This window comes from Rhizobium sp. Leaf453 (genome assembly GCF_001425605.1).
Taxonomy (GTDB): domain Bacteria; phylum Pseudomonadota; class Alphaproteobacteria; order Rhizobiales; family Rhizobiaceae; genus Pararhizobium.
This window is the reverse complement of the sequence record NZ_LMRG01000023.1, coordinates 231004-254625: the sequence shown is the minus strand read 5'-3', so window position 1 is coordinate 254625 and position 23622 is coordinate 231004. Positions and strand designations below refer to the sequence as shown.

At 61.2% G+C, this 23622-nt stretch carries 20 protein-coding genes and 1 other RNA gene; 3 read left to right on the top strand and 18 right to left on the bottom strand.

Annotated features, from left to right (window positions below; translation table 11 throughout):
* Window positions 1-60: 60 nt before the first annotated feature.
* From murB to ASG68_RS19285, 17 genes are all read right to left on the bottom strand, one after another.
* Window positions 61-1035 (bottom strand): UDP-N-acetylmuramate dehydrogenase, encoded by a 975-nt coding sequence (gene murB, locus ASG68_RS19365; RefSeq protein WP_062580027.1) that lies wholly within the window; start codon window positions 1033-1035, stop codon window positions 61-63.
* Window positions 1032-2447, bottom strand: coding sequence for a UDP-N-acetylmuramate--L-alanine ligase (gene murC, locus ASG68_RS19360; RefSeq protein WP_062580024.1), 1416 nt, complete (start codon window positions 2445-2447; stop codon window positions 1032-1034). The genes murB and murC overlap by 4 nt, the downstream gene beginning before the upstream one ends.
* Entirely contained in the window at window positions 2444-3568 is a 1125-nt protein-coding gene (murG, locus tag ASG68_RS19355) for an undecaprenyldiphospho-muramoylpentapeptide beta-N-acetylglucosaminyltransferase (RefSeq protein ID WP_062580892.1), read from the bottom strand. Before murG ends, murC begins: the two co-directional genes overlap by 4 nt.
* Before the next feature lie 9 nt (window positions 3569-3577).
* Entirely contained in the window at window positions 3578-4732 is a 1155-nt protein-coding gene (gene ftsW, locus ASG68_RS19350) for a putative lipid II flippase FtsW (protein ID WP_062580022.1), read from the bottom strand.
* Between the two features lie 77 nt (window positions 4733-4809).
* On the bottom strand, window positions 4810-6201 hold the full coding sequence (gene murD, locus ASG68_RS19345) for a UDP-N-acetylmuramoyl-L-alanine--D-glutamate ligase (protein WP_062580020.1): 1392 nt from the start codon (window positions 6199-6201) through the stop codon (window positions 4810-4812).
* A gap of 4 nt (window positions 6202-6205) precedes the next feature.
* Window positions 6206-7306: a phospho-N-acetylmuramoyl-pentapeptide-transferase gene (mraY, locus tag ASG68_RS19340; protein WP_062580019.1), complete on the bottom strand. Its 1101-nt coding sequence runs from the start codon at window positions 7304-7306 to the stop codon at window positions 6206-6208.
* Window positions 7307-7429: 123 nt separating this feature from the next.
* The gene (locus ASG68_RS19335; RefSeq protein ID WP_062580017.1) at window positions 7430-8863 is read right to left on the bottom strand and encodes a UDP-N-acetylmuramoylalanyl-D-glutamyl-2,6-diaminopimelate--D-alanyl-D-alanine ligase; all 1434 of its coding nucleotides are present in this window, start codon (window positions 8861-8863) and stop codon (window positions 7430-7432) included.
* 1 nt (window position 8864) lies between these two features.
* Window positions 8865-10325 (bottom strand): UDP-N-acetylmuramoyl-L-alanyl-D-glutamate--2,6-diaminopimelate ligase, encoded by a 1461-nt coding sequence (locus ASG68_RS19330; protein WP_062580015.1) that lies wholly within the window; start codon window positions 10323-10325, stop codon window positions 8865-8867.
* 65 nt (window positions 10326-10390) lie between these two features.
* On the bottom strand, window positions 10391-12136 hold the full coding sequence (locus ASG68_RS19325; RefSeq protein ID WP_062580014.1) for a peptidoglycan D,D-transpeptidase FtsI family protein: 1746 nt from the start codon (window positions 12134-12136) through the stop codon (window positions 10391-10393).
* Window positions 12136-12549, bottom strand: coding sequence for a hypothetical protein (locus ASG68_RS19320; protein ID WP_062580012.1), 414 nt, complete (start codon window positions 12547-12549; stop codon window positions 12136-12138). The genes ASG68_RS19325 and ASG68_RS19320 overlap by 1 nt, the downstream gene beginning before the upstream one ends.
* A gap of 3 nt (window positions 12550-12552) precedes the next feature.
* Window positions 12553-13578, bottom strand: a complete 1026-nt coding sequence (gene rsmH / locus ASG68_RS19315; RefSeq protein ID WP_062580010.1) for a 16S rRNA (cytosine(1402)-N(4))-methyltransferase RsmH — start codon at window positions 13576-13578, stop codon at window positions 12553-12555.
* A 14-nt stretch (window positions 13579-13592) separates the two neighbouring features.
* Complete coding sequence (gene mraZ / locus ASG68_RS19310; RefSeq protein WP_062580008.1) at window positions 13593-14033, bottom strand: division/cell wall cluster transcriptional repressor MraZ; 441 nt, start codon at window positions 14031-14033, stop codon at window positions 13593-13595.
* A 423-nt stretch (window positions 14034-14456) separates the two neighbouring features.
* An RNA gene (rnpB, locus tag ASG68_RS19305) (RNase P RNA component class A) lies at window positions 14457-14855 on the bottom strand.
* A gap of 116 nt (window positions 14856-14971) precedes the next feature.
* Window positions 14972-16162 carry an NAD(P)/FAD-dependent oxidoreductase gene (locus tag ASG68_RS19300; RefSeq protein ID WP_062580006.1) on the bottom strand — a complete coding sequence of 397 codons (1191 nt, stop codon included), beginning with the start codon at window positions 16160-16162 and terminating at the stop codon, window positions 14972-14974.
* A gap of 115 nt (window positions 16163-16277) precedes the next feature.
* Entirely contained in the window at window positions 16278-16805 is a 528-nt protein-coding gene (locus ASG68_RS19295) for a lytic transglycosylase domain-containing protein (protein WP_062580004.1), read from the bottom strand.
* Window positions 16806-17035: 230 nt separating this feature from the next.
* Complete coding sequence (locus tag ASG68_RS19290; protein WP_062580002.1) at window positions 17036-17800, bottom strand: N-acetylmuramoyl-L-alanine amidase; 765 nt, start codon at window positions 17798-17800, stop codon at window positions 17036-17038.
* Window positions 17797-18519, bottom strand: a complete 723-nt coding sequence (locus tag ASG68_RS19285) for a TerB family tellurite resistance protein (protein ID WP_413814030.1) — start codon at window positions 18517-18519, stop codon at window positions 17797-17799. Before ASG68_RS19285 ends, ASG68_RS19290 begins: the two co-directional genes overlap by 4 nt.
* Window positions 18520-19005: 486 nt before the next feature.
* Here ASG68_RS19285 and ASG68_RS19280 point away from each other — a divergent pair, with 486 nt between their 5' ends.
* From ASG68_RS19280 to ASG68_RS19270, 3 genes are all read left to right on the top strand, one after another.
* Window positions 19006-20220 carry a pyrophosphate--fructose-6-phosphate 1-phosphotransferase gene (locus ASG68_RS19280; RefSeq protein WP_062580000.1) on the top strand — a complete coding sequence of 405 codons (1215 nt, stop codon included), beginning with the start codon at window positions 19006-19008 and terminating at the stop codon, window positions 20218-20220.
* A 116-nt stretch (window positions 20221-20336) separates the two neighbouring features.
* Window positions 20337-20972, top strand: a complete 636-nt coding sequence (locus ASG68_RS19275; RefSeq protein ID WP_062579997.1) for a LysE family translocator — start codon at window positions 20337-20339, stop codon at window positions 20970-20972.
* 116 nt (window positions 20973-21088) lie between these two features.
* The gene (locus tag ASG68_RS19270; RefSeq protein ID WP_062579995.1) at window positions 21089-22069 is read left to right on the top strand and encodes a lytic transglycosylase domain-containing protein; all 981 of its coding nucleotides are present in this window, start codon (window positions 21089-21091) and stop codon (window positions 22067-22069) included.
* 41 nt (window positions 22070-22110) lie between these two features.
* Here the strand turns inward: ASG68_RS19270 and ASG68_RS19265 are convergent, their stop codons facing one another.
* Window positions 22111-23460 carry a serine hydrolase domain-containing protein gene (locus tag ASG68_RS19265; RefSeq protein WP_062579993.1) on the bottom strand — a complete coding sequence of 450 codons (1350 nt, stop codon included), beginning with the start codon at window positions 23458-23460 and terminating at the stop codon, window positions 22111-22113.
* Between the last annotated feature and the right edge of the window lie 162 nt (window positions 23461-23622).

Here is a 23622-nt window from a genome sequence, read left to right as displayed (position 1 = left end):
AACAAAAAAGCCGCCGCGGAGCGAATCCACGGCGGCTTTTTTTTGTAATCTGATCGAGGCTCAGGCCGTCAGTTCGCCGAGAAATTCCTTGACCTCGTAACCCGGCATGAAATTGCCGATGCGCTTGATTTCCCACTCCAGCCGGATGCCGGAGGTCTCGTAGACGCGCTGGCGCACGGTTTCGCCGAGATATTCCAGCTCGTAGCCGCTCGCTTGGCCCGTGTTGATCATGAAGTTGCAGTGCATCGGCGACATCTGGGCGCCGCCGATCATCATGCCGCGGCAACCGGCCTCGTCGATCAATTTCCAGGCGGAATGGCCTTCGGGGTTCTTGAAGGTCGAACCGCCGGTCTTCTCACGAATCGGCTGCACGGTTTCCCGATGCTGGCGCACGGCATCCATATCGGCACGAATCTTCGCCTTGTCTTCCGGATAGCCTTCGAAGACGGCGTGCGTGAAGATCAGGTCCTTCGGCGCACCGGAATGCCGGTAGGTATAGCCCATGTCGGCATTGGAAAGAACGTGCTGGTTACCCTTGCGATCGACGGCATGCACCTCGACAACGCGCTCGCGCGTCTCGCCGCCATTGGCGCCGGCGTTCATGCGCAGCGCGCCGCCGATCGAGCCAGGAATGCCGTAATAGAAATGGAAGCCGCCGATGCCGTGATCGAGCGTCATGGCGGCGAGATTCTTGTCCGGGCAGATGGCACCGGCCTTGACCCGTGTTTCCGACAGAAGCTCGACATCGCCGAAGCCCTTGGCCGACAGACGGATGACGACACCCTTGATGCCACCGTCGCGCACAAGCAAATTCGAGCCGACACCGGCGACCATGACCGGAACCTCTTCCGGGACCAGCTTCAGGAAGGTGACGAGATCATCCGTATCGTGCGGCTGGAACATCAGTTCGGCGAGACCGCCGGCGCGGAACCAGGTGACACGCTCCATCGGCGCGTCCGGCGTCAGACGCCCGCGCACATCCTTGATTCCGTCTCCAAGAGACGCCAGAAGCTTTTCACCGTTTACCTGTTTCATGCGGAATTTCCTGAAATGCCTGCGAGTTCCTTCGGGAGCGCGGCAGCCCAATATGTGATGCTGCCAGCCCCCAAGAGAACCACAAAGTCACCGGGTTGTGCAATGGCAGATACAATCGGCGCGATTGCTTCCGGGCCTTCGATGAACCGCGCATCGCGGTGACCGCCGGCCTTGATGCGAGAGACGAGCTCCTGTGAGTTGATACCTTCAATCGGCTCCTCGCCGGCGGAATAGACCGGCGCCAGGAGAATCGTGTCGGCATCGTTGAAGCAGGCGGAAAAATCCTCGAACAGGCTTTGCAGGCGGGAGAAGCGGTGCGGCTGGTGAACGGCGATCACGCGGCCCTGGCAGGCCTCGCGGGCCGCCTTGAGCACGGCCTTGATCTCCACCGGGTGATGGCCGTAGTCGTCATAGACGCGAACATTGTTCCATTCACCGGTGAAGGTGAAGCGGCGCTTGACGCCGGCAAAGGAAGCGAGACCCTTGGCGATATCTTCCGGCGAAATGCCGAGGCGCTGGGCGACGGCGATGGCGGCCGTGGCATTCGACACGTTGTGGCGGCCCGGCATCGGCAGGCGCAGATCCTGCATCTGGATGACCTGACCGGTGCGGCGGCGGCGAATCTCGACGTCGAACACCGATGTCGCGCCGTCCATGCGGATATTGGAGAAGCGCACGTCGGCCTGCGGGTTTTCGCCATAGGTGATGACCTTGCGATCCTCGATCTTCGAGACCATCGTCTGCACTTCGGGGTGATCGAGGCACATGACGCCGAAACCGTAGAACGGCACATTTTCGACGAACTGACGGAACGCCGCACGGACCGCGTCGAAATTGCCGTAGTGATCGAGATGTTCCGGATCGATATTGGTGACGACAGCGACGTCGGCCGGAAGTTTCAGGAAGGTACCGTCCGATTCGTCGGCCTCCACCACCATCCACTCGCCCTCACCCATGCGGGCATTGGTGCCATAGGCGTTGATGATGCCGCCATTGATGACGGTCGGATCGAGCCCGCCGGCTTCCAGCAGGGTCGCGACCATCGAGGTGGTCGTGGTCTTGCCATGGGTTCCGCCGATGGCGATGGCATTTCGGAAGCGCATCAGTTCCGCCAGCATTTCGGCGCGGCGGACCACCGGCAGCAGCTTTTCGCGCGCGGCGATCAGTTCCGGATTGTTCTTCTTGATCGCGGTCGAAACGACGACCACTTCGGCGTCGCCGATATTCTCCGCCTTGTGGCCGACGAAGACCTCGATGCCCTTGTCACGCAGACGCTGCACATTGGCGCTGTCGGACTGGTCGGATCCCTGTACGCGGTGGCCAAGATTGTGCAGCACCTCGGCAATGCCGCTCATGCCGATACCACCGATACCGATGAAATGAACGAGGCCGATCGTCTGCGGCATTTTCATGAGCGTGTTTCCTTGAACTTGGCAATCGTCGAACCGCTGGCAATAGCTTCAACCATGGCGGCAAGCAAGCGGGCGGCATCGGGCTTGCCGGCCTTGCGGGCGTTTTCCGCCATGCCGGCGAGTTTCTCCGGGTTGTTCATTGCATCGGTGAGGATGCGGCTGAGTTTTTCCGCCGAAAGCTCGGCCTGCACAATGACCTTGGCACCACCGGTCGCCGCGAGCGTCGCGGCATTGGCGGCCTGATCGTGATCCAGCGCATAGGGATAGGGAACGAGAATCGCCGGGCGGCCGATGACGGAGATTTCCGAGACGGTCGAGGCACCGGAGCGGCAGATGACCAGATGCGCGCGTGCGATTCGATCGGCCATGTCGGTAAAGAAGGGGGCAAGTTCCGCGTTCATCTCCAGCTTGGCGACACAGCCCTGCACCATCGGCAGATCCTCGGCGCGCGCCTGCTGGGTCACCTTCAGCCGCTTTCTCAGATTGTCATCGAGCAGGCTGATGGCCGTCGGCACGGTCTTGGAGAAATACTGCGCGCCCTGGCTGCCGCCGAACACGACCAGACGGAACTCCTCACCCTCGCCCGAAGCCTGATACGGCACCTTGGCCGCTTCCAGAACTGCCGGACGAACAGGATTGCCGGTCGTCACCGTTTTCGCCGCATAGGGTCCATTGGTCTCCGGCAGGAAACCGCCGGCGATCGCCATGACGCGTTTGGCGAGCGCCTTGTTGGCGCGGCCCATCACCGCATTCTGCTCGTGGATCATCGAGGGGATGCCCATGCCGGTGGCGGCGAGCAGCGGCGGAATGGTCGGATAACCGCCGAAGCCAACGACGACCTTCGGCCGAACCTTGGCCATCAGCCTGCGGGCGATGCGGATGCCGGACCAGAGCGTCCAGAGGGAAGACGCGACCTTGAGAGGATTCTTCGAGCCGATCGTCGCCGAGGGTACGACGTGGATCTCGTCGGCCGGGAACTTGCCGGCATAGCGTTCGGCGCGGCTGTCGGTGACCAGATGGACGGAATAGCCCAGCGCCTTCAGTTCGAAAGCCAGCGCTTCCGCCGGAAACAGATGACCGCCGGTCCCGCCGGCGGCCAGCATGATGATGCCTTTGCTCATGATCAATCCTTATTCGGCGGGAACACCCACGCCGGAGCGGAACAGGCTGCGCTCGACCGCGCGCTTTTCCGGACGATGGCGCGTCAACGCCAGAATGAAGCCGGCCGTGACGCAGATCGCCACCATGGACGAACCACCGTAGGAGATCAACGGCAGGGTCATGCCCTTGGCCGGCAGCAGTTCCAGGTTCACGCCGACATTGATCATCGACTGGATGCCGATCTGCAGCACGAGGCCGGCCACGGCAAAGCGGTTGAAGTCGTTGCGCTCGCGGAAGGCATGTGACAGGCCGCGCATGACGAGGAAGGCAAAGATCGCCACGATGACCATGCAGAAGATGATGCCGAACTCCTCGGCGGCGACGGAGAAGATGAAGTCGGTGTGGCTGTCCGGGATGATACGCTTGATGACGCCCTCGCCCGGTCCCTGGCCCAGCCAGTCACCACGGATGATGGCCTCGCGGGCGGTGTCCACCTGGAACGTATCGCCTTCCCCGGTCATGAACCGGTCGATACGACCGGCAACGTGCGGCAGAACCGTATACGCGACCACGAGACCACCGACACCGGCGCCACCGAGCAGGATGATCCAGATCCAGGGCATGCCGGCCATGAAGAACATGCCGCCCCAGACGGTGGTGGTCAGGATGGTCTGGCCAAGGTCGGGCTGGGCGACGAGAAGCGCCGCCACCATGCCATAAAGCAGGATGGCGAAGAGATTGCCGGGGATTTCGGGCTGACGGGCATGTTCTGAAAACAGCCAGGCACAGACGACGACAAAGGCTGGCTTCATGAACTCGGACGGCTGGATCGACAGTCCGGCGAGCGAGATCCAGCGTCGAGAGCCCTTGACCTCGGCGCCGAAGAACAGCGCCAGCACCATCATGCCGAGCGACACGATCAGCAGGATCATCGCCATGCGCCGGACCTGCCGGGGCGAGAGAAACGAGATCGCGATCATCACGCCGAGCGACGGCAGCAGGAATGCCGCGTGCCGCTTGACGAAGTGGAAGCTGTCGAGGTTGAGGCGTTCCGCTACCGCAGGGCTCGCCGCGAAGGACAGCATGAAGCCGATACCCATCAACAGAATGAAGGTCGCCAGGAAGAACCTGTCGATCGTCCAGAACCAGTCGGCCACAGGGCCACGTTCAGCACGGCTTACCATCTCTTCGTCCCCTTCAACGGCGCGGTGCGCCAGTATCCTTTTCGCCGGGGCTCATCGCCCCATCAGCCGCCAGGCGGCTATATCAGCATCGTCACGCCATCGATCGCAGCAACATGGCTGACGAACGCATCGCCGCGAACCTCGAAATTCTTGTACTGGTCGAAGCTTGCGCAAGCCGGTGAGAGCATCACGGCCAACGGACCGCTCTTGTCCCTCGCTGCATCCGCCGCCGCGTGCGCGACCGCCTGCTCCAGCGTGCCGGAAATTTCGAACGGGACGGCATCCCCCAGCGTCGCCGCAAAGGCGGGCGCCGCCTCGCCGATCAGATAGGCCTTGGCGATCTTCGGGAAGAATGGCGCGAGCGTCGTGATGCCGCCCTCCTTGGGCAGACCGCCGGCAATCCAGTAAATCCGGTCATAACTCGACAGCGCCGGGGCTGCCGCGTCGGCATTGGTCGCCTTGCTGTCATTGACGAAGACGACGTCGCCCTTGCGGCCGACCGGCTGCATGCGATGCTTGAGGCCCGGGAACGAGGCAAGGCCGTCGCGGATCTCGCTTTCGGACACGCCGACAGCCAGGCAGGCCGCGATGGCGGCCGCCGCATTCTGGGCGTTGTGATTGCCACGCAGTGTTGCGATGCCATCGAGATCGGCGAAAACCGTGGCCAGTCCGCCCTCGGCGCGCATGACCCGCGTGCCATCGGCATAGAAGCCCTCGCCCAGCGGGCGATGACGGGCAATGCGGATGACGCGACGGCCGGCAAGCGCAACGCGGTCGGCGATGGCTTCGGTATAGACATCGTCGACGCCGACAATCGCCGTATCGCTTCCCGCGATCAGCCGTTCCTTGATCTCGGCATAGTGTTCCATGCTGCCGTGACGGTCGAGGTGATCGGGCGTCAGGTTGAGCAGGATACCGGCCGTCGGGTTGATCGTCGGGGCAAGATCGATCTGGTAGGACGAGCATTCGACCACGAAGAACCGGCCTGCAGCCGGCGGGTCGAGCGTCAGCACTGCGGTGCCGATATTGCCCCCGAGTTGTGTGTCACGACCGCTCGACTTGAGGATATGGGCGATCAGCGCCGTGGTGGTGGATTTGCCGTTGGTGCCGGTGATAGCGATGAACGGGCAATCGGGCGCCACAGCGGCCCGTTCGCGCACGAACAGTTCGACATCACCGATGACCTCGATCCCGGCTGCGTGGGCGAGATCGACGGTCCAGTGCGGTTTCGGATGCGTCAGCGGCACGCCGGGCGACAGGACGAACGCGGCAAAGGCAGACCAGTCGGCCTGACGCAGATCACCGGTGCCGATGCCCGCGGCAGCAGCCTTCGCGGTGCTGTCGGGATTGTCGTCCCAGGCAGTGACCACAGCACCGCCGGCGACCAGCGCCTGCGCGGTTGCGAGACCCGAGCCGCCGAGACCGAAAAGCGCGACCTGCTTGCCGTTGAATGTCGTGACGGGAATCATCGGATTACCGCAGCTTCAGGGTCGAGAGGCCGACCATGGCGAGGATGACCGCGATGATCCAGAATCGGATCACGACCTGGCTTTCGGTCCAGCCCTTCTTTTCAAAATGGTGATGGATCGGCGCCATGAGGAAAACACGACGGCCGGTGCGCTTGAACCAGAAGACCTGGATGATGACCGACAGGGTTTCCATGACGAACAGGCCACCGATGATGACCATGACGATCTCGTGCTTGGTGGCGACAGCCACCGTGCCGATCAGGCCGCCGAGCGCCAGCGAACCGGTATCGCCCATGAAGATCGCCGCCGGCGGGGCGTTGAACCACAGGAAGCCGAGGCCGGCGCCGATGACGGCGCCGAGGATAACGGCCAGTTCGCCGGTACCGGGAACGAAATGGATCTGCAGGTAATTGGCGAAAACCGCGTTACCGGCGAGATAGGCGATGACGCCGAAGGAGGCGGCCGCGATCATCACCGGAACGATGGCGAGACCATCGAGGCCATCTGTCAGGTTGACGGCATTACCGGCGCCGACGATGACGAAGCCGCCGAACAGGATGAAGAAATAGCCGAGATTGAGGGTGAAATCCTTGAGGAAGGGGAAGGTCAGCGAGGAGCCGAAGGTCGAACCGGCGACACCGGCCGACAGCGCCGTCCGCATCATGAAGAAAACGGCGATGGCGGCGATGACGAACTCCAGGCCGAGGCGCGCCTTGCCGGAGAAGCCCTTGTCCGACTGCTTAGTGACCTTCAGGTAGTCATCATAGAAGCCGATGGCGCCAAAGCCGAGTGTCACCAGTAGCGTCGAGACGACATAAACACTGGAAAGATCGGCCCAGAGTAGCGAACTGCCGACGATGCCGGCAAGAATCATCAGGCCACCCATGGTCGGCGTGCCGGCCTTCTTGAAATGGGTCTGCGGCCCGTCGGCCCGGATCGGCTGGCCCTTGCCCTGGCGAACGCGCAACGACGAGATCATGCGCGGTCCGAACAGAAAGACGATCAGTGCGGAGGTGAACAGCGAGGCGCCGGTACGGAAGGTGATGTACCGGAACAGATTGAAAAACTGAAAATGGTCCGCCAGTTCGACAAGCCAGATGAGCATGAGGGACCTTTCCCCAAAGGTTCGTTGCAGATTCCATCCATCAGAATCACCGAATGGAAGAATAACTGCGTGGTATCAAAAGTGTTAGCACCGGACATCGGCTCGAAAGCTATTGTCCTATGCCTATTGTGTCTGTTCTGCTCCGGATAATTCCGGATATGCATCGAGAAGAGCCGTGACGATCCTGCCGCAGCCGGTTCCCTTCGAGGACTTGATCATCACCGCGTCCCCCACAGCGATCGACGCCATCGCGAATTCCTTCAGCGCATCGACGGTCTCGCGATAGACAACATTGATGTCGCCAGGCAGTGCATCGCGCAGATGCGCCATTTCCGGTCCGGCGAGCCAAACGTCGCGGATGCAGGCCTCGATCAGCGGAGCCGCCAGTTCGGCGTGAACCCGGCCAGAGAACTCGCCCATTTCCAGCATGTCGCCGAGCACGGCGATCCGCCGTCCCTCGCCCGAAACCTCGGCATCCCTGAGCAGTGCGATCGCAGCCCGCATGGAGGCCGGATTGGCGTTGTAGCTTTCGTCGATCAGCGTGAACGAGCCTGAGCCGATGGAAAGGTGATGGCGTGCGCCGCGTCCCTTCTCCGGGTGAAGAGTGGCAAGCGCCGTCAGTACCGCTTCCATGTCAGCACCGACCAAGCTCGCAGCACCGATGGCGGCCAAAGCATTTTCAGCAATATGACGCCCGGGCGCTCCCATCAGGATTTCCAGCGTCTTGCCGTCGATGACAGCCCAAAGCACCGCACCTTCCGATCCACCGGTAAACTCGACCATGCGGAAATCGGCTTTCGGGCTGCTGCCGAAACTGTGCACATGGGCGATCCCCTGCGCTTGAGCGGTCTTTTCTAGTAGGTCGAACTGGTCGTTGTCGCGATTGAGGATCAGGTGGCCGTCATCGACGAGGCCTTCCATGATCTCGGCCTTGGCGGCCGCGATCTCGCCGAGATCCTTGAAATTGCCGAGATGGGCTGCGGCGATCGTGGTGATGATTGCCACATGCGGGCGTACCATCTTGACCAGCGGCCGGATTTCGTCGGCATGGTTCATGCCGATTTCGAAAATGCCGAAATCGGTGTTTTCCGGCATGCGCGACAGGGTCAGCGGCACGCCCCAGTGATTGTTGAAGGACGCGACCGACGCATGCACGCGGCCCGACGGCTCGAGCACATGGCGCAGCATTTCCTTCGTCGTCGTCTTGCCGACCGAACCGGTGACGGCGATGATTTTGGCAGCGCTACGGTCGCGTGCGGCGCAACCGAGGCGGACCATGGCATCGAGTACGTCATCGACGACGATCATCGGCGCATTCAGTCGGCCGAGCGCCGGCAGCTTTGCTTCGCTGACAACCAGCAGTGCCGCGCCATTGGCCATCGCGACACCGGCATAGTCATGACCATCGACGCGGTCGCCCTTGATGGCGAAGAAGGCCTCGCCCTTGCCGAGAGAGCGACTGTCGATAGAGATGCCGGTAATGCCCTCGGGGAGACTGCCCATGGGGCGGCCATGCATGGCTGCCATCAGGTCGCTTGTTGTCCAGAGAAAGCTCAAATCAATGCCCTCCCAGTGCATTTCGAAGTTCGGCATGATCGGAGAATGGCAGCGTCACCGTACCGACCGTCTGGCCTTCCTCGTGCCCCTTGCCGGCGACGATCAACGTGTCGCCTGATTTCAGCATGTCGACGGCGGCCTTGATCGCCTCGGCACGATCGCCGATCTCAATGGCACCCTTGGCGGCTCCCATGATTTCACTGCGGATGGTGGCAGGCACTTCCGAACGCGGATTGTCGTCCGTGACGATCACGACGTCGGCAAGCCTTGTCGCGATCTCGCCCATGATCGGGCGCTTGCCCTTGTCGCGGTCGCCACCGCAGCCGAAAACCACGATGATACGGCCTGTAGTAAAAGGGCGAACCGAGGTCAGCACGTTTTCCAGCGCATCGGGCTTGTGCGCGTAATCGACATAGGCCAGCGCGCCATCATCGGTATGACCGACCAGTTCGAGGCGGCCGGAGGCGCCCTGAAGCTTTTCGAGCGCGGCCATCGTCGCCTTGGTACCGACGCCGGTCGACATGGCCAGCCCGGCAGCGACCAGCGCATTGGCAATCTGGAAATCACCGGCCAGCGGCAGGTGAACCTCGAAGATTGCGTCGCCGACATGGATTTCGGCAATCTGCTTGTGGCGGAAATGTTCGACCCGCTTGAGTGTCAGATATTCGCCCTTGCGGCCGACGGTCAGGACCTCCTGGCCGGCCGCCTCGGCTGCGGCAATCGCCTGCCCCGACCAGGCATCATCCGCGAAGATCACCGCCGGCGATCCCTTCGGCAAGACACCGTCGAAAAGCCGCGTTTTGGCGGCCATGTAGTCCTCGATGGTCGGATGGTAATCCATGTGGTCGCGCCCGAGATTGGTGAAACCGGCCGCAGCAAGGCGAACGCCATCCAGGCGATACTGGTCCAGCCCATGGCTGGACGCTTCCATTGCCGCGTGGGTCACGCCGGATTCGGCGAGTTCGGCGAGAAGCTTGTGCAGCGATACCGGATCCGGCGTCGTCAACGAGCCGTAATCGTTGCGGCCGGGTGCGATGACACCGGTCGTGCCGATCATCGCAGCCGCAAAGCCTGCATGAGCCCAGATCTGGCGGGTGAAGGATGCGACCGAGGTCTTGCCGGCCGTTCCGGTGACGGCAACCATCGTGTGCGGCTGCAGTCCGTAGAAATTGGCGGCGGCCAGAGCCAGAACCCGTCGCGGCATCTCGGCAACCAGCACCGGCACCGCCGTTTCGCCAGCCGGCTTTGCGCCGGCAACCACCGCCGCTGCACCGCGCGCGATCGCATCGGCGATGAAGGCGCTGCCATCGGCCCTGGTACCGGACAATGCGACGAACAGGGAGCCCGGACCAACATGCCGGCTATCGGCGGTGATTGAGGAAATGTCGATATTGCCGGTTTCAGGGTTCAGCTGCGCGGCAATTTCCGGGAAATCGTTCCCGATCAGGTCCTGGATCTTCATGGAAGCACTTTTCAAAAACAAACCGATGCGCCGGGCGGCGAATCCTCCAGATTGTCATTCCATGGTCAATAAGACACAAGCAAGGCAGAACCGTCTTCACCGAACTTGGGCTCGACACCGAGCAGCGGCGCAGAGCGGCTGATGATATCACGCACCATGGGAGCGGCCGTATTACCGGCGAGTGCCGCACCATTGCCCTTGTCGGTTTTCGGCTCGTCGATGAAGGTCAGGACGACATAACGCGGATTGTCGATCGGGAAGCCGGCGAGGAAGGCATTGAAGTTGGCGTCACTCGAATAGCGGCCATTCTTGACCTTGTCCGCCGTTCCAGTCTTGCCGCCGACATTGTAGCCGGGCACGCGCGCATTCTTGCCGGAACCGTTGACGCCGTTCCAGCGGAACAGGAAGCGCATGTCATCGCTCGTCGATTTCTTGATGACGGGCGTCGAGACCGCCGCGGCCTGTTCTTCCGTGCGCGGCAGGAAAGTCGGCTCGATCAGGTTACCGCCGTTTATCAGTGCAGCGCCGGCAACCGCCGTCTGCAGCGGGGTCGTCGAAACACCGTGACCGAACGAAATGGTGATCGAGTTGATCTTCTTCCATTCCCGCGGCTGGCTCGGCATCTTGATTTCCGGCAGTTCCGTCGGGATCTTTGTCAGCAGGCCGAGCCGTGTCAGGAATTCCTTGTGTCCGGCGATGCCGACGATATCGGCCATCTTGGCCGTTCCGATGTTGGACGAATACTGGAAGATTTCCGGCACACTGAGCACGCGATGCTTGCCGTGGAAATCCTTGATGGTGAAACCTCCGATGCGGATCGGGAAGCGGGCATCGAAACTGTCGGTGAGCTTCACCTTGCCGGAATCGAGCGCCATCGCCGTTGTAAAGGACTTGAAGGTCGAACCCATTTCGAACGTGCCGTTCGACATGCGGTTCATCCACCCTTCCTTGGCGCCATCGGCCGGCTTGTTGGGATCATAATCCGGATAGGAGACCATGGCGAGAATTTCGCCGGTCTTGACGTCCATCACCACGCCGCCAGCGGCCAGAGACTTGAACTTCCCCATCGCATCGACGACGACGTCGCGCAGGATGTTCTGCACGCGCAGGTCGATAGACAGCCTTACCGGCTCCAGCTTGGCATCGCTGGTCATGCCGATGGCGGCAAGATCGGCGAGCCCCTGGCTGTCGATATAGCGCTCCATGCCGGCGACGCCACGGTTGTCGACATTGACATGGCCGACGATGTGCGACGCGGTCGCCCCACCAGGGTAGAATCGGCGCTTTTCCGGACGGAAACCGATGCCGGGAATACCAAGTGCGAGAATTTCGCTCTGCTGCTTCGGCGTCAGCTGGCGACGCAGCCACTGGAAGCGCGATTGCGATTTCAGCTTGTTGTAGATGTCGGCGACATTGAGATTGGGCAGGACGGTTGCGAGCTGCTCGACGGCATCATCGGCATCGACGATCTTGTGCGGCTCGGCGTAGAGCGAGACGGTCCGGATGTCGGTCGCGAGAATTTCACCGTTGCGGTCCAGGATGTCCGGGCGCGACGCCATCAAATTGTCGCCACGGCCGATGCTCGAAACGGTTTCCGGCTTCGCCAGACCATATTGGACGAGACGTCCGCCAATCACGCAATAGACGGCGGTAAAACTGATGATGACGATCGCAACGCGGCTTCTCGCCTGACTGTTGTTGCGCTTGCGTGTACCTTCGAAAGGACGACCGAGATCGCCGGGATGGTTGTTGCCACCGGCGGAGAAGTGCGCCTTGCTCTTGACGACCATGATACGAGACAGAAAAGACATCAGCGCGCCACCGAACCCGTTTCAAGGTCGTCCGTATCGTCGATCTTGATCGGCGCCTTCTTCGACTTGCCCTTGCTCTTGGCCATGCCCATTGCCTCCAGAACATCCTCTGGCGGCGGCAGATCGGCCCTGAGCATCGGAAGCTCTTCCGGACGTGCGATCTGGGTCGATGCAGTCGGCACCAGCTGCAGATCCTGCTGATAGATACCCACCAGCTTTTCCAGCCGGTTCGGCTGCGTCAGGAGCGCCCAGTCGGCCCGCAGAAGATCGATCGTGTCTTCCTCGAGCTTGATCTCGGCTTCCAGCTTGCGCACCTCTTCCAGCTTGTTCTCGGCCTGGTGCTTGATCGTATAGGTAACCGTCGCGGCGGCCGTCATGACGACGATCAGGACGATGTCCAAAGTACGCAACATGTCTCAGCTCCCCATCTTTCCAAGGCTCGCAAGGTTGGGCAAATCGAATATGGACAGATCATCTGCCTCGTGCGGGGCATTGGTCCGGGCACCGACGCGCATTTTTGCGGATCGGGCACGCGGATTGCGGGACGCTTCTTCTTCGCTGGCCGCCACCATGGACTTTCCAACTGGTGCGAAAGTTGCCGCGCGTTCATGTGCGATGGGAAGATGACGGGAACCGGACGCCTTGCCGGCCCGATCCAGGAAGAATTTCTTGACGATGCGATCTTCGAGCGAATGGAATGTCACAACGGTCAGTCGGCCGCCGGGCTTCAGCACACGCTCGGCGGCAAACAGCGCACGGGCAAGCTCGCCCAGTTCGTCGTTGACGAAGATGCGCAGCGCCTGGAAGACGCGTGTGGCGGGGTGAATCTTGTCCTTGGCCTTGCGCGGCGTGACGAGTTCGATCAGGCCGGCGAGATCGCGCGTGGTGACAAAGGGCTCCTCAAGGCGGCGCTTTTCGATGGCACGGGCGATACGGCCGGATTGCGGCTCCTCGCCCAGAAACCCGAAGATGCGGGTGAGATTCGAAACCTTGGCGCGATTGACGACATCGGCGGCGGAAACGCCGTCTGACGACATGCGCATGTCGAGCGGTCCCTTGCGCTGGAAGGAAAAGCCGCGATCCGCTTCATCGATCTGCATCGAGGAGACGCCGATATCGAGCACGATCCCGTCGAGCCCACCTTCCGGCGCATGCTGCGCCAGATCGGAAAACCGGGAATGAATGAGCTTGAGACGGCCGCCACTCGCTTCGACCAAAGACTGACCGCCCGCGATGGCCGCCGGATCGCGATCGAGCGCGATCACATCGGCGCCGGTCGCCAAAATGGCGGATGTATAGCCGCCTGCCCCGAAGGTGCCATCGAGAATGACTTTTCCGGCAGCCAGATCGAGACTGGCCAGAACCTCGGGGAGAAGAACCGGAATGTGACGGACCGGTCCGCCATCGGCATCAGTAGAACCTCCGCCTTGATCCGCCATCATTCCGCTTCTCCACTCTAGTCCGAACGCAGACCTCGCAACCTGCGCTCTTCCCGCGCCGCCGCCTGCGTCTCGAGAAACACGTGCGGCGCCCACAACTGAAAATGATCCGCCCGCCCCACGAAGGTGACCTCCGTAGTGATTCCGGCGAAATCGCGGATAAAATCCGTAACCATCAACCGGCCTTCCTGATCGAGCTTCATGAAGACCCCGCCCCCATGAACCAGGAGCGACATCTGATTGGCCTGAGGCGAGAAGGGATCCTCGCCAATGATTTGCCTTTCGAAACGATCCAGCAAATCCGGACCGCCGGCGCTGATAGCCGGAAAAACAAAATCCTGGAAGCAGTAAAGCTCCCGAATATCGAGCGCCGACAGAACTGAACGAAACATCGAGGGAACAGACACCCGCCCCTTCGTATCGATCCGATTTGTCGCATGCGATAGGAAGCGGTTCATGACGCAATACAGCCGTTTCCGGTAGACATGCCGGCCCCAACAGCCCGCGCGCACCCTCAAAACAATACACAGCACTCCAACGACGGACGACATGTCCGCGCGAAAACCCCTGGCAGGGCGATCCCGAAACTTGCGGTGAATGGGCCTTAATCAGCCCTTGTGCAGTGCATGATTGGGATAGCATGGGACCATATGGGCGTCAATGGGATTTGCTCTATTTCAGCATGCGCGTCGAGCAAATATTGATAGTCTGTTAAGTTTAACAAATGGTTACGATTGGAGTGCCAAGACATTGGATTCATAGCCGAATCCACAAGACAAAAAATCAACACATTAAATTTTAGTAAAATCTAAAAAGAACGGGCATTCAAACGGATACGCGATTTGTAAAATCGTCCGTCGAAGGCTTTGACGAAGAGAGAATTTGCCAGTTGGCCTGTAAGCCGGGTTCTGTATGGCTCCGGCCCGAAAGCCGAAACGTGGCAGCCATTCATCTGGGACAACGCTTGCGCGCTGCCTCCTGCAACCCACCCGGATGACTGGCCCGGAAAAGGCCGGTCCGCTTGCGCGAACCGCGTCATCCCTATTCGGTCTTGCTCCCGGTGGGGTTTGCCTTGCCACCCATGTTGCCATGCGCGCGGTGGGCTCTTACCCCACCCTTTCACCCTTACCTACACGGATGCAGGCGGTATTCTCTCTGTGGCACTTTCCCTGAGGTCGCCCCCGCCGGACGTTATCCGGCACCGTTTTTCCGTGGAGCCCGGACTTTCCTCCCCCCGCAACCTTTCGGTCCTAGCGGAGCGCGGCTGCCCGGCCAACTGGCAGGCGCTGCATAACCGAGCCTCCGACCAATTGCCAGCGCCAAAAGCAAAAAGGTTGAAAGACTGGCGCTGCGAGAGCAGCGTTCCCTGAATACGACGCATTCAGGGAACGCTGCTTTAGCGGAAGCAGACGGCGAAATCCGTCTCGTATTCCGGCGCGTCGAGTACGCCGTCCTGAAGCAGAAGCGCCCCCAGCCTGCCGATCTCGTCCGAACTCTTGGCGGCTGCACCGTTGCCACCGGTCAGCACGGCGATGCGCCCCGAATCGGCAAAGCCGATATAGGGATAGCCATGCCGGGTGAACGTGGTGACACACGGCTTCCAGGTCAGCGATGCCGGCTGCAGGGATGGCATGGCGCGCGCGAGAAGACCCTGCATGTGATCGGCAGCAGCCTTGTTCGCTTTGCCACGGAACCAAGCGCGGACATCCGGCTCGCTGCCGATGTTGATGTCGCTCGGGTCACCACCGATCTTGATGTAGAATTTTCCGTCGGGATAACGGATGGGCGGCAGGAGATAGTAGCTCTGGTCCTGCTCGGGAGCCGCCTCGATCAGGGACGGCATGCCGGCAAACCGCTCAAGATCGGCCTCGGCGATCTCGGCGAACAATACCGTGCGCGCCTTGACCGTCAGATCCAGCGGTCGCGGCAGCAATTGCCCCGCGATCGAGAAGCCACCAGCGGCAATCAGAGCCCGGCCGGCAGAAAAGACCTTGGCGTCGATTGTCCGGACATTGACGACGCCGCCGACGCGAACCACCGCCGAAACCTCTGAGCGCACCACCGTCACGCCAGCCTTCTCCGCCAGGGTGACCTGCGCTTCGACCAGTTTGCGGGGATTGATGTACCCGGCATCGCGCGACTCGAAAACACCGCAATACCCTTGCGGAAACTGGAACCAGGGAAACCGGGCGGGAATATCGCGCGCCTCGAAGAACGGTGCATCGACACCCAACCGGTCACGCGCGGCGATGACCTGCTCCAGATAGGGATCCGAACCACCCGGCGCGGGGCCGGTGATCAGGCACCCCGCTTCGCTATAGAAGCCGATGCCGCTTTCGGATTCGATCTTGCCGTAACGCTCGATCGAACGGCGGGCCAGAAGAGCCCAGACCGGATCCGGATCGATCGTCCGGGTGATCCGGCCATTGTCGTAATGGCTGGAGTAGACGCCTTGATGATTTCCCCAGTCCTGCGGCTCATCCGGCCCGATCAGCGCGATCCGGGCGCCGCTTGATGCCAGATGCCGGGCGGCGGCCGCCCCCATCATGCCTTTGCCGACAATGATAAAATCGAATGTTTCCGCCATGATCCGCACTCCTCGCAAAGATCAGGCGGGGATATCACGAGGCGACACGGCTGACACCCTCGGATCGGAAAAATGCCGGGCAGGACGCGTTACCATCAGGCCGGCATCATCAGCATCAATTGATGATTGCCTGCACCTTGCCGCAATAGCGGCGCGAGACCGGGTTCATCTTCCGGGCGCCGTGGCCCGCATTGTAGCGCAGGATGGTACCGCAAGTGAAACCGCCCGAAAGCTCATGCGCTTCGGCGAGATATTTCAAGCCGAACTTGATATTGGTCTCGGGATCGAACAGGCCGGCCTTGCCGCCGGAATAGCCCATCATCCGCGCCGTGGCGGGCTTGATCTGCATCAGGCCGATTTCGCCGGCGCTCCCGCGGGCCTTCGGGTTGAAATTGCTTTCGACCTTGATCACCGCATGGGCGAGATCGACGGGGACGCCGTATTGCTTGGCATAGGTCTGGATCAGATCGGCATAGGCTGAATGCTTGAAGGAAACATCCGGAACCGGATATCCCGTCGTTCGCGTGAAGGATGGAATGGCGGATGTGATGGTATCGTCCTTGCCCCCGGCATACGACGTCTCAATCCCGGAAAACAGCATGCAGAAGCATGCCGCCGCCGCAGCAAATTTCGATAGTCTCATGTAAATTGAAGTCTCCAAATTTCAGGCGGATGACGTTGAGGGCGCACCCTGCCCTGCCGTCAAACGTCCCGATTCTCATCGTCAACAGGAGAAGGCCGAAGCCGTGCAAATCACCTGCGGTTTGGTATGACCGCAAAAAACCTGCGCATCATGGTGATGATGTGGCAGCGCACAAAACTAGTGAGACGACGCGAATTCGGGACAGCCGGCGGGCATGTCTCCGTAGGTGTTCAGACGCTGAAATTCGGCAGCGCGGACAGGAGCCGGTGCAGCGTATCGAGTGTTGAGATATCGGCGATACCATCGACCTGAGCGGGGCGGAAATGGCGCTGGAACGCGGCCACCGCGCCCTCCGTCTTCTCGCAAAAAACGCCTGTGACTTCAATTCCGTAGCCGTAGAGCGACAGCATGCTCTGCACCGCCTCGACGGGCTGGCCCTGATCGCCACGCTGGAAGAAGCGGCCGCCACCGATCGGAGCCGGTGCAACCCAGTGCCCTACTCCACCCGCAGCGAGCGTCGCCCAAGGGAATTTTTCGCCCGGATCGACCTTGCGAATGGGGGCGACATCGCTGTGCGCGAGCACCCGTTCGGGAGCGATCGACCAGCGTTCGCCACAGTTTCGACACAGTTCGACGACGGCAACGATTTGCTCCGGCGGGAAATCCGGCAGCCCGCCGGGGTGGCCGGCATTGGCGATCTCGATGCCGATCGAACGGGAGTTGATATCGGTTTCGCCCTTCCAGATGCTCTTGCCCGCATGCCAGGCACGACGGTTCTCGGCGACCAATTGATCGACGCGACCGTCCTCATGGACGAAGTAATGGCTGGAAACCTGGCTCTCCTCACGACACAGCCAGTCGAGCGCGGCTGCCGCCGTCTCCATGCCGGTATAATGAAGGATGATCATGTCCGGCGCCTCGACGCCGACCCGCTCGCCATGGTTGGGCGACGGCACGACACGCGCGGCCGGGTAGTCGCAGGCGAAATCCGTCATGCGGCGCGGCGTTCTTTCTCGATGGCCTCATAGGCGGCATTGAGCGCGGCCATGCGGTCATTGGCAAGCGCATGGAGTTCCTGCGGAACGCCGCGAGCCACCAGCATGTCCGGATGATTTTCCGAGACCAGCACACGGTACCGCTTGCGGATATCCGCGAAATCGTCCTTCGGCGAGACACCCAGCACCTTGTAGGGATCGACACCGGCATGGACATGCCGCGCCATGATTTCCTGGAAACGCTCTTCTTTCATATGAAAGATTTCGGCGACGCGCGTCAGGAACGCCAGTTCCTTTTCATGGACCGCGCCATCGGACTTGGCGATGTGGAACAGGCCATCGATGATGTCTTCCAGCACCGGGCAGTTCTGCTCGCAGGACACGCAAAGCGACGCGAGCTTCTCAGCATAGGCCTCGTAACCGGCAACGTCCTGTCGGGCGAGATTGTAGAGCCGCGCGACGTTCTGGGCCTGATCGTCCGGAAACTTGAAGATATCGCGGAAAGCCGAAACCTCGGCCTCGCTCACAATGCCATCGGCTTTCGCCATCTTCGCCGATAGGGCGATCATGGCGACGGAAAAGGCCACCTTGCGGCGGGTTTCCGGATCACCTTCGAACAGCGTCCGGATTGCCTCGACCACGCCGGCGAGCGCATTGCCCGTCGCGTTGACGATGCTGAGAATGCTGTCCCAGAGCGATATGGCTACGTGCTTTCCCATGATCTCTTCATAAACAAAGGTTGGGGCGAACCGCCGGGACCGTATGTCGGAGCGGATATACCAGTCTGGCCAGACGGCCTATCGTCATCTGAAAATGCACCCACTGGTCTTCAGCATGACCAGAATTCAGGACATATTGCAAGGCAGCAATCCCGACCTCGAGGGCCAAATGACGAATTTGTGATGGCACCTCACTATTTTTACATTCATGCCAGCGATCGTCCGATAAGGCAAATGAATTTCGCGGGAAACGGTTCCCGGCGAGAGCGGGATGTTCAGCATCGATGATAACTCGGGCAGCGCACCATGCCCTGTCGACCCAAGTTCAGGTCCGGGATCGGTTCCGCCTGTGCCATCACCCTGATCACCTTGCTCGGAAGGAAGGCGCGCATCGGATGATGTCCCCTCCTGTATGTCATTTAACTTCCATGGGAATTGCGATAGAGAAGCGACGAACGATACCGCCGACATCCCTGAGGAGGAACCATGCCCAAACAGAAAGTTGCAATGCTGACCGCAGGCGGGCTCGCGCCCTGCCTGTCTTCCGCTGTCGGTGGTTTGATCGAGCGCTACACGGATGTTGCCCCGGACATCGAACTGGTCGCCTATCGCTCAGGCTATCAAGGCCTGTTGCTTGCCGATCGAATCGAAGTCACCCGCGACATGCGGGAAAAGGCGCACATTCTTCATCGCCATGGCGGCTCGCCGATCGGCAACAGCCGCGTCAAGCTGACCAACACCGCAGACTGCGTCAAACGCGGTCTCGTCAAGGAAGGCCAGAACCCGCTGCGCGTGGCTGCCGAACGGCTGGCCGCCGACGGCATCACTATCCTGCACACGATCGGCGGCGATGACACCAATACGACCGCGGCAGACCTTGCCGCCTATCTCGGCGCGAACGGCTACAATCTGACCGTGGTCGGCCTGCCGAAGACTGTCGACAACGACGTCGTGCCGATCCGCCAGTCGCTCGGCGCGTGGACGGCCGCCGAGTACGGTGCGAAGTTCTTCGACAATGTCAGCAACGAACAGAGCGCGGCACCTCGCACTCTGGTCGTGCATGAAGTCATGGGCCGCCATTGCGGCTGGCTGACCGCCGCCACCGCGCGCGCCTATTGCCAGCACATCGATGACCGGGAATTCGTCGACGGCTTCATGATGAACCGCCAGATGAAGAATATCGACGGCCTCTACCTGCCCGAGACGGCCTTCAACCTCGAAGAGGAAGCCGAACGTCTGCGCCAGATCATGGACAAGACCGGATTCGTCACCCTATTCATCTCGGAAGGCGCCTGCCTCGACGCCGTGGTCGCCGAGCGCGAAGCGTCCGGCGAAGCTGTCAAGCGCGACGCCTTCGGCCATGTGAAAATCGACACGATCAATGTCGGCGGCTGGTTCCAGAAGCAATTCGCTGCCCTGCTCGGCGCGGAGCGCTCGATGGTGCAGAAATCCGGCTATTATGCCCGCTCGGCGCCCGCCAATGCCGACGACCTGCGCCTCATTCAGGGCATGGTCGATCTCGCGGTCGAAAGCGCGCTGAACAAGGTTTCCGGCGTTACCGGCCATGACGAAGACCAGAACGGCAAGCTGCGGACGATCGAATTCCCGCGCATCAAGGGCGGCAAGCATTTCGACACGTCGATCAAGTGGTTCGGCGAAGTGATGGATGCCATCGGCCAGAAGTGGAAAAACGCTCACTGATTCTTTCAGGTCAACTGTTGAGACAGCCCCGAATTTCCTTCGGGGAATCACACTTGACGGCTCCTTTTGCGCATGGCTTCTTCGATGGAAGACCACGTTCAAACGGAGCCGTTTTCATGTCGATCGAACACTGGCTGGCCTTCGTCGCCGCCTCCGCCATTATGCTGGCCATTCCCGGTCCGACCATCCTGCTCGTCATCTCCTACGCGCTCGGCCATGGCCGCAAGACGACCGGCGCTACCGTCGCCGGTGTTGCGCTCGGCGATTTCACCGCAATGACCGCCTCCATGCTCGGCCTCGGCGCCCTGCTCGCCACATCTGCCGCGATCTTTACCGTCCTCAAATGGGTCGGCGCCGCCTATCTGATCTGGCTCGGCATCAAGCTTTGGCGGGCGCCCATCGCCCAGGAATCAGCCGACGGCACCATGGCCGTCCCGGTTGAACGGCCCATGCGGATTTTCCTGCACACCTATATCGTCACGGCGCTGAACCCGAAGAGCATCGTCTTCTTCGTGGCCTTCCTGCCGCAATTCCTCGATCTCAGCCGCCCGCTGTTCAATCAGATGCTGATCTTCGAGACGACATTTCTGGTCCTCGCCACCGTCAACGCGACCACCTATGCGCTGATGGCATCAGCCGCGCGCAAGACCATCCGCAAGCCGAACGTTCAGCGGATCGTCAACCGGACGGGAGGCACTTTGCTTGTCGGCGCAGGGCTTCTGACGGCCGGTCTGAGGCGGGCCGCGACCTGAAACGTCGCCCCCTGCTTGCGGTTCGCAGCCCTATAGGTTAATGAAGTTTCGCGCATGGCGGTTTTTGACCGCTGATTTGCAGGCTCTGATTTGCCTGCCAGCATGAAAGCGACAGCATGGCAAAACCCCGATTTTCCGTTAATAAACCGGCCGTTACGGCCTGCGCCCTGATCTCGGCGACGCTGCTTGGCGGTTGTTCGAGTGTCGAGCGGACGCCGATGGAACAGCTGATGGCGGTGCAGACGGTGACCCCGCTGCCGAAGCCCGGAACGGAAATGACGGCTTACGCTCTACCGACACCGGATGGCGCGACAACCGCGACAGCCGCCGCTCTTGCTGCGGAAACAGCGATGATGAAGCCCGGCGAAACGGCAACTGCGCAAGTCGCGGCAACCACGCCGTTAACTGCGAACACAGCTGTAGCAACGCCGTCCGCCGCCAACGCGTTGGTGACACCCCAGCAGGCTTCCGCGAGCGTTCAGGCACTGAATGCCGCGGCCGTGCCGCAAACCGCCAATGCACTGGTGCCGGCCACCACCGAAACCGCACCGCAGATTCCGCAGGGCATGGTCATGATGGCCGCCATGGAATCGGATTTCGATACGGGCGAGCCGGTCGGCCTTGAGACGCTCGTTGCCAAGCGCATGATCGTACCGATGCCCAAGCCCTCCCTTGGCCAGAGCGCCATCGCAATGGCAAAGGCTATTCCGGACACTTTGGGAATCACAGAGAAGCCGACAAGCTCTCGCCCCGAACTCGACCGTCTGATCGCCTATTACGCCAAGCTCAACAATATTCCGGAAGAATTGGTTCATCGCGTCGTCAAGCGCGAAAGCACCTACAATCCGCGCGCCTATCACGCAGGCAATTACGGCCTGATGCAGATCCGCTACAACACGGCCAAGGGCTTGGGCTACGAAGGGCCGGCTGAAGGCCTGTTCGACGCCGAAACCAACTTGAAATACGCGACGAAATACCTGGCCGGCGCCTGGATGGTGGCCGACAACCAGAACGATGGCGCGGTCAAGCTTTATGCCAGCGGCTACTACTATCACGCCAAACGCAAGGGCCTGCTCGACACGCTCGGCATGCGATAAAACCGGCGATATCGTCCGACGAAACTACTTACCAGAGGCGGTCACTTGACCGCCTCTATTATTTTGGCCTCCAGCACGCGGACGTCATAACCGCTGCGCGAGGGTGTCAGCCCCATGCGCACAACCGCCAGCCCAAGCGACGGCACCAGCATCACCGTCTGGCCGTCATGCCCCTGCAGCCAATAAGCATCGGGCGGCAGCGCTGGGCCGCCATCACGACCGTACTTCGTCCAGACCTGCCCTGCCCCGTATCGCCCGTCGGACGCCTTGGTCGGCGTGCGCATGAAGTCGACGAAACCCTCCGGTAGCAGTTGCTCGCCATTCCAGGCACCGTTCTGCAGAAGAAACAGGCCGAAACGCCCCCAGTCCCGTGCGGTGGCATACATGTAGGAGGAGCCGACAAAGGTGCCGTGCGCATCCGGTTCCAGCACGGCGCTGTTCATGCCGAGCGGCCGGAAGAGCGCCGCACGTGGAAAGGTCAGGGCCTCGCGCACGCTGCCGAACGTATCCATCCAGAGGCGTGAGAGAATTGTCGTGGTGCCGCTCGAATAGTTGAAGCGCTCACCCGGCTTGGCTTCCAGAGACTTGTCCGCGGCGAAATCGGCCATGTCGCCTTCGAGATACAGCATGCGGGTAACGTCGGTGACGTCACCATAATCCTCATTGAACTGCAGGCCGCTCTGCATGCCCATCAGGTCGGCCAGCTTGATCTGACTGCGCGGATCATTGCGCCATTGCGGGAGAAGTTCGGTGCGATCCAGCGCCATTTGCCCGTCACGAATCCGAAGCCCGATCAGCGCCGCCGTTACCGACTTGGTCATCGACCAGCCGAGCAGCGGCGTTGCGTTGTTGAAACCGTCCGCATAGGTCTCGGCGAGGATTCGGCCGTTCTTGATCACGAGGATGGCGCGCATGCCAGGACCAGCGAGTTGGCTATCCATCACCAATGTCTGCACCGCCGGATTGATCGTCGTGCCGCTACCATCCGGCCAGGGCTTGGCATCGTCGGCCTGCGGCGCGCGACGGCGAAGCTGGCGATTGCCCGGGAATGCGGCAAATTCGCCTTCTGTCACATTGGTGCAGCCCAGCCCTTCGCGATAGATGGCGTGACCGGGGGCGGCAAAACCGAACATGCGGGCCGTCACGGTCTTGCGGGTTTCGTCAACGGAGATGCGCACAAGGCGCAGCAGCGGATGCCCCGGTGCCTGCACATCGTCAGCAAGAACGGCCTGCGAATCCCGCCCGGCGACGAAGACATTGGAGCAGACGATCTTGGCGGCATAACCATCGCCGACACGCAGGAGCTCCGGCGGCATCACGACAAGCCAGGTCGCCACTGCTGCAAGAGCGGCGGGGATCGAGCCGGCGAGCCACAACCATTTTTTGCGCATACGCAATGCCCCTGCTTCGCCCCCGCACTATTCTTTGGATCAGGATCGATCCAAGATTAAATATGGGGCGTCTTTCACGTCTTACAGCGACCTTGCGCATGATATTTGACGCACGCCCCTGCATGGCCACAAAAACAGGATTCCATGGATTTAGGAAGGCTT